At 57.9% G+C, this 6560-nt stretch carries 8 protein-coding genes; 1 reads left to right on the forward strand and 7 read right to left on the reverse strand.

Annotated elements, in window-relative coordinates:
- Positions 1-3: 3 nt before the first annotated feature.
- The 7 genes from VK574_RS16840 to VK574_RS16870 form a co-directional block, all read right to left on the reverse strand.
- Entirely contained in the window at positions 4-1341 is a 1338-nt protein-coding gene (locus VK574_RS16840) for a homocysteine synthase (protein WP_472801027.1), read from the reverse strand.
- 336 nt (positions 1342-1677) lie between these two features.
- Positions 1678-2268 carry a UbiX family flavin prenyltransferase gene (locus VK574_RS16845; RefSeq protein WP_472801028.1) on the reverse strand — a complete coding sequence of 197 codons (591 nt, stop codon included), beginning with the start codon at positions 2266-2268 and terminating at the stop codon, positions 1678-1680.
- A 140-nt stretch (positions 2269-2408) separates the two neighbouring features.
- Entirely contained in the window at positions 2409-2843 is a 435-nt protein-coding gene (locus tag VK574_RS16850; protein ID WP_472801029.1) for a transposase, read from the reverse strand.
- Positions 2844-2940: 97 nt separating this feature from the next.
- Positions 2941-3471 carry a DUF1579 family protein gene (locus VK574_RS16855; RefSeq protein ID WP_472801030.1) on the reverse strand — a complete coding sequence of 177 codons (531 nt, stop codon included), beginning with the start codon at positions 3469-3471 and terminating at the stop codon, positions 2941-2943.
- 51 nt (positions 3472-3522) lie between these two features.
- Positions 3523-3927, reverse strand: coding sequence for a tetratricopeptide repeat protein (locus VK574_RS16860; RefSeq protein ID WP_472801031.1), 405 nt, complete (start codon positions 3925-3927; stop codon positions 3523-3525).
- A 4-nt stretch (positions 3928-3931) separates the two neighbouring features.
- Entirely contained in the window at positions 3932-5242 is a 1311-nt protein-coding gene (gene purB, locus VK574_RS16865) for an adenylosuccinate lyase (RefSeq protein WP_472801032.1), read from the reverse strand.
- Positions 5243-5386: 144 nt separating this feature from the next.
- The gene (locus tag VK574_RS16870; protein WP_472801033.1) at positions 5387-5644 is read right to left on the reverse strand and encodes a glutaredoxin family protein; all 258 of its coding nucleotides are present in this window, start codon (positions 5642-5644) and stop codon (positions 5387-5389) included.
- A gap of 38 nt (positions 5645-5682) precedes the next feature.
- On the opposite strand from VK574_RS16870, the gene VK574_RS16875 reads away from it, so the two are divergent.
- Entirely contained in the window at positions 5683-6168 is a 486-nt protein-coding gene (locus VK574_RS16875; protein WP_472801034.1) for a cupin domain-containing protein, read from the forward strand.
- Positions 6169-6560: the final 392 nt, after the last annotated feature.

A 6560-nucleotide genomic window follows, 5' to 3' on the forward strand; every position in this document is an offset into this window, starting at 1 on the left:
CACTCATTGTGCTGTATGAACCTTGCTTGTTGCAGCCCCGGTGCTGGCGTGGCCATTCGCCGTTTCGATGGCCTGGTCGAGATCGGCAATGATGTCGCGGATATCCTCGATGCCGACAGAGAGGCGCACCAGCTCGGGAGTCACTCCCGTCGCGGCCTGCTCTTCAACGGAAAGCTGCTGGTGGGTGGTTGATGCCGGATGAATCACGAGGGACTTGGCATCGCCGATGTTGGCCACGAGCGAGAAGAGTCCGAGCGAGTCAATGAACTTCTTGCCGGCTTCGTAACCTCCCTTGATGCCGAACGTGATGAGCGAACTCTGGCCGGTCGGCGAGTATTTTTTCGCGCGGGCAAAATATTGACTCGACGAGAGACCGGGATAGTTGACCCATTCAACCCCTGTATGCTGCTCAAGATGTTTTGCGACTGCGAGCGCATTCTGCGAATGCCGCTCCATGCGGAGGTGAAGCGTCTCGACGCCCTGGAGCAGGAGAAATGCGCTGTGTGGCGCAAGGGCTGCACCGGTGTCGCGCAATCCCTGAATGCGTGCTTTGAGGATAAAGGCCAGCGGGCCGAACGCTTCGGTGTACGAGAGACCGTGATAGGACGGATCCGGCTCGGTGAACTCCTTGAAGCGGCCAGAGGCGGCCCAGTCGAATTTGCCCGCGTCGACGATAACGCCGCCGATGGTGGTGCCGTGACCGCCAAGAAACTTGGTTGCCGAATTAACGACGATATCTGCTCCCCACTCGATCGGACGGACCAAAGCCGGAGAGGCGCAGGTGTTGTCGATGACCAGCGGCACGCCGTTTTCATGGGCAATGGCAGCCAGCTTTTCGATATCGGCAATGTCGAGCTTGGGATTGCCGAGGGTCTCGGTGTAGACGGCCTTGGTCTTCGCGTTAATAGCGGCGCGGAGGCCGTCGAAGTCGTCCGCATCAACAAAGCGCACGTTGATGCCAAGACGCGGCAGCGTGTAGTGGAAGAGGTTGTAGGTGCCGCCATAGAGAGAAGTCGTGGAGACGATCTCATCGCCTGCCGCGGCGAGTGTGGTGATCGTAAGGGTTTCAGCGGCCTGGCCGGATGCCGTCGCCAAACCTGCGGCGCCGCCTTCGAGAGCTGCTACCCGCTTCTCCAGAACGTCGGTCGTCGGGTTCATGATGCGCGTGTAGATGTTGCCGAATTCTTTCAGCGCGAAGAGCCGGCCGGCATGATCGGCGTCCTGAAACAGGTACGACGTGGTCTGGTAGATAGGAACGGCGCGAGAGCCGGTGGTGGGGTCGGGCGATTGGCCTGCATGGACGGCCTGGGTGGCGAGGTGTTGTTTCTTCTCTTCGGACATTTTGATCTCCTTCGATTTCGTATCGGCTTGAGTTGCGGCGGGAACGGAACTTCAAAGGAAGCTAAAGGAAGCCGCACCCAACAACGAAATGCAAAAGCCCGAATCCTTTTCCGGATCCGGGCCGCCTGATTCTGATCGGTTGCGACTAGCGCATTCGCCGCTCAGAAGCCACACGGATGGATCCGCATGCGCAACATATGCACATGGCCATGACCTCAATCCGGGGTTGCGCTGAGTTCGGCATTGAAGGCAGTATCGCGGAACGCGCATCGCGCTGTCAAACGTGAACTTGTCAGTAGATTGTCACGAAAAAGAACGGTCGGACCTGAACGAGCTCTATTCATCAGCCTTCCAGACGTAGGCTCCGGGCTGCGCCAATCCAATGTGCGCAAGCACGCGAAACGCAAACTGCCGCGCCATCTCGGTTGAATCTGCCGGCTTGTTATAAAACGCGGGAACTACCGGAAAGATGACTGCGCCGGCTTCGGCAGCAAGCGACATGTTGCGCAGGTGGATGCGGTTGAAAGGCGTCTCGCGTACACAAAGCAGCAATGGCCGTCTCTCCTTGAGCGTGACATCCGCGGCGCGGGCGATAAGCGAATTGGCAAGTCCGTTGGCGATCGCGGCAAGCGTGCCCATGGAGCATGGCAGGATGATCATGCCGTGAGAGGGATAGCTCCCGCTCGCGATCGCAGCGCCGATGTCGGAGTCGGAGTGCTGGGTGATTTTCGTAGACGTACTGCCGACAAGCTTTTCGAGCAGGTTGGTGCGGCCGGAGATGCCGAGTTCCTCAGCGACGACTCGGAGCGCATTCTCAGACGCGACGAAATGAATCCGCGCCACGCGTGCGTCGGCTTCGAGCGCACGAAGCAATTCACTGCATAAAACGGCGCCCGAGGCTCCGGTAATGGCAACGGTAAGATTCATAGATGCAGCTTCCAGCTCCTGGCTTAATCCGTCGGTTTTGGCCGCGCCGAAGGCGCAATGTTCATTAGCCCCGCGCTTCAGCGTGGGGGCAGCTGATCTCGCAGTCTATTCGAGTCCCGTAGGGACGGCGTCCTTTTCGATCACCCATATACATAACGATCGTCGTATGTGATTCCACAGTGGCGCAACAGGGCGGCAAACTCTTCTTCGAAACTCCGTTTGCGGTGGTGCTCCTCCTGGGAATGAATGTATCTCTTTACGGCTACAACCTGCGAAGGACTGACGCTGAATGCTCCATAACCTTCTTGCCAGCAGAAGCGAGGGCCGATCCAGCGAGACGAACTACCTTTGAGCTTTTGAACCGCGTCGGCCAGCGGGCATGAAGCCGGCAAGACAAACAACAAATGGACGTGATTCGCCGTTCCACCAGCCGCAAGCAGTGAGAAACCCTCGCCCTTCGCGATGCCGCCGAGATAAGCATAGAGCTCGGCAGTGAGGGCAGCGGGAATGAGTGGGTTGCGATTTTTGGTGCTGAAGACACAATGGATGAAATTACTCGTGTATGTATGGGCCATAGAACATCGTTCCTACGGAACTCCCATTCTATCCGGGAATCCGTCCCCACGCTGAAGCGCGCGGCTAACGAACCATACGCCTACGGCGCCGGATACATCACGGCTGCGCGGGGGCTTTCTTTGAGTAAGTCGTAAGAAACAGCCTGGTCCAGTTTTCTCCCTGCTTCATTTCGAGCAGGAACGTGAGCGTATTTGCCGACGGGCTTTCATAGGTTGCACGCAACACCGGGCCGGGACCAGACGAACTACTCAGCAGCACCAGTTTGTTCCCGGCAACGTCTCCGGTGAGTTCGCTGGGATGAGTGGAGGTGTCATTGAACCACCATGCGGTGTATTTGCCGGATTGCTTGTCATAGGAGATGAAGTGACGCGTGTCCGTCGGCTTGCGGCCGGGCAGCGTGGTCGAGAGCATCTCGCAGAGGTATTTACCTGCGATGCCAATCTCGATGCGGTCAGTGGCATCGCCTACCATCGCGGGACCGTCGGTGTTGTTGAAGTTCTGCTTGCCGCTCCAGTCGCCCTGCATGAATGAGAGGCTGTCGAGCGGATTCGGGACCGGGGTTGCGGCCTGCTGAGCAACGGCGATCGCGCTGGTACAGGCAAAGAGCAAACAAGCAATGTGTTTCATCCACCTCTCCTGTCGTGGAGACGATAGCAGAGTCTGCGCCTTCTCCGGTCGTTAGTCCGGCTCGGATGAACCGTGGGCAGGTCCGCCTTTATCCCATTCCTGCATCAGAAGCGCGTACCCGTCGGAAACTCCATGTTTCTCCAGCCGCTTCTGCTCATCGAACGCCTGCTGATGTTCGCCTGCCTTCCATAACACGCGAAACAACATGATCGACGAAATCTCCGACTCCGGCGAAAGCTTCACCGCCACTCGGCCGTGCTCGATCGCCTCGCGATGCTTCCCTTGCCGCGACAGCACCCACGCGTAATAGCCGTGCACAATTGACGCCTCAGGGAATTCTGCGGCCAGCGCCTTCATCCACTGCTCGGCATCCTCAAGTTCCTCGTCAGCCGAGTTGACGACTTCCTCAATCGTGTTCAGTACCCGCTCGGCCGCGTGATCGGGAATCTCCGTCATGTTGCTATTCCCCAAGAACCCGCTTGAAGATCGCATCCACGTTGCCAAGCTGGCGGGTGTAATCGAAGGTCTTTTCCAACTTTTCGGATGAGAGGAGTGCCGAGATCTGGGGCTCCTTTGCAACTTCGTCACGAAAGACCAGATCGTCTTTCCAGGCACGCATGGCATGGCCCTGTACCAGGCGGTAGGCGTCTTCGCGCAGCATGCCGGCCTCGGCCAGATCCAGCAGCAACTGGCCGGAGAAGATCAGGCCGCCAGTCGATTCCAGGTTCTTCTTCATACGCTCGGGGTAAACCAGCAGTCGGTCGATGAGGTCGGTTGTCTTGAAGAGCAGATAATCGGCCAGGATCGTAGAGTCTGGGAAGATGACGCGCTCGACGGACGAGTGCGAAATGTCGCGCTCGTGCCAGAGGGCAATGTTTTCAAGCGCCGCCTGCGAATTGGAACGCAGAACGCGCGCGAGTCCGCTGATCTGTTCCGAAGTAATCGGATTCTTCTTGTGCGGCATGGCCGAGGAGCCCTTCTGCTTTTCGCTGAAGTACTCCTGCGCCTCGCGGACCTCGGTGCGCTGCAGGTGCCGGACTTCGACGGCGATCTTGTCGAGCGTGCTGCCGAGGATGGCGAGTGTGCCGATGTAGGCCGCATGGCGATCGCGCTGGATCACCTGCGTGGCGACCGGCGCGGCCTTGAGACCGAGCCGCGCGCAGATGCGCTCTTCGTGCTCCGGCTTGAGGTGGCCGAAAGTGCCGACAGCACCGGAGAGCTTGCCGACGCGCATGTCTTCGGCGGATGCCTCGAAACGCGCGAGGTTGCGCTGCATTTCGGCATACCAGTTGAGCAACTTGAGACCAAACGTTGTAGGTTCGGCGTGGATGCCATGCGTACGGCCGATGGTGGGGGTGTGTTTGAACTCAACAGCACGCCGCTTCAAAACATTGAGAAGTGCGACCATCCCTTTCCGAATGAGTTCAGACGCTTCTTTCACCTGCAGAGCTTGCGCGGTGTCGACGACGTCATTGGACGTCAGGCCATAATGCAGCCAGCGGGATTCTTCCCCGAGACCCTGGGCTTTCAGGCTCTCGGAGACGGCGGTCGTGAAGGCGATCACATCGTGCTTCACTTCGGCCTCAATCTCGCTGATGCGTTCTGCCGATGCGCTTGCTTTGTGAGCAATCGCGTCTGCAGCGGACTGAGGTATAACGCCGTCTTCGGCAAGAACGGTACTGGCCGCCGATTCAACCTGGAGCCAGCAGCGATATTTGCTCTCTTCGGTCCAGATGCGGCCCATAGCGGGGCGGGTATAGCGCTTGATCAAGAGCAGGCTCCTAAAAACAGCTGTCGGCTTTACAATCTTGCGGCCGAAGCCGGCCAAACCCGGAACGCGCAAAGGAAGGAGAATTTTCGCGCGAACCACAAGCCAGAGGCTTCGCCAACTCTTGATTGTACGAGGTTAAGCGGCTTAGGTGCGCGGAATCCCGAAGCGCTTGTGCAGTTCGTCGTACAGAAGGCCGCGGCCTGGTTTGTAAGGCTGAAACCACTCGCCGTCAATGACCAGTTGCGGAATTGCCCGCTTGCCAACGTGTCGGATGACCTCGGCTGAAGCGGCCGGATCCAAATCGACATTGATCTCTGTGTACTCGATCCCGTGCACTTCGAGAAACTGCTTGGCAGCCCGGCAATCCCTGCACCAGGCGGCGGTGTAAACCTGCACCTTCATACGGATAGTTTACTGCGCTCGGCTGATACCATTTTCGCGTGACGGCAGACGAGATCAAGAAACTGCTCAACCTCGAACCGCATCCGGTGGAGGGCGGGTATTTTCGGCGTACCTATACATCGGCAGCCAACGTAGAGCTTCCGCGCGGAAGCCGGCCGCAGGGCACCGCGATCTATTACCTGCTGGAGGCGGGAACGTTTTCGGAGATGCACGTACTCGATTCGGACGAGATGTTTCATTTTTATCTCGGCGATCCGGTGGAGATGCTGCAGCTCTATCCTGATGGGCACTCCGCGCTCTTCACCCTTGGACAGGACTTGGAGGCAGGACAGAACGTTCAGTTGCTCGTTCCAGCCGGAGTATGGCAGGGGACGCGGATGCTGGGCAGCGGCGAACTGGCACTGCTGGGATGCACCGTGGTGCCGGGCTTTGACTTCGCCGACTATCGCAACGCCAGCTATGCGGCATTGGCGGCAAAGTGGCCGGAGCAAAAAGAGAGGATCAGAGCGCTGACGCGCAGTTGAATCCATCTGTGTTGCTTTGCCGAAGAAAAGATGTCAACCCTGTCCCGCCGCACTTTCCGTCTAAATCCAACAAAACAAAGAAAAGAAATCTCCGCTGGATTTGCAGGTAATTTCTCCTGTTGGCGCACAATAAGGTTGTGGCAGTGGGGTTTTCGTGAGCCGACTTCGCCACCCTCAAAAGCTACCCTCGGGGAGCACAATGAAATCCTTGCTGCGGTTCTTTGCTTGGCCGCTGCCACTTTCTCCTCGTCCACTCTTTTCCTGGTTCGCTGTTTGCTTGTTCTCCTGCCCCTAAGTCCTTTGCTGAGAAATTTCTGCAGCTAAGTCCAATCATGAGAATATTTAGAGCTATGGGTACCCCATAACCCCATTAAAATCAGTCCAGGTACGGG

This window comes from Occallatibacter sp. (genome assembly GCF_035317045.1).
Classification (GTDB): domain Bacteria; phylum Acidobacteriota; class Terriglobia; order Terriglobales; family Acidobacteriaceae; genus Telmatobacter.

Coding starts and splice junctions, on each gene's coding strand:
- VK574_RS16860 (WP_472801031.1), bottom strand. CDS start 3,927: ATGACGGAGATTCCCGATCACGCGGCCGAGCGGGTACTGAACACGATT.
- VK574_RS16840 (WP_472801027.1), bottom strand. CDS start 1,341: ATGTCCGAAGAGAAGAAACAACACCTCGCCACCCAGGCCGTCCATGCA.
- VK574_RS16855 (WP_472801030.1), bottom strand. CDS start 3,471: ATGAAACACATTGCTTGTTTGCTCTTTGCCTGTACCAGCGCGATCGCC.
- VK574_RS16870 (WP_472801033.1), bottom strand. CDS start 5,644: ATGAAGGTGCAGGTTTACACCGCCGCCTGGTGCAGGGATTGCCGGGCT.
- VK574_RS16845 (WP_472801028.1), bottom strand. CDS start 2,268: ATGAATCTTACCGTTGCCATTACCGGAGCCTCGGGCGCCGTTTTATGC.
- VK574_RS16850 (WP_472801029.1), bottom strand. CDS start 2,843: ATGGCCCATACATACACGAGTAATTTCATCCATTGTGTCTTCAGCACC.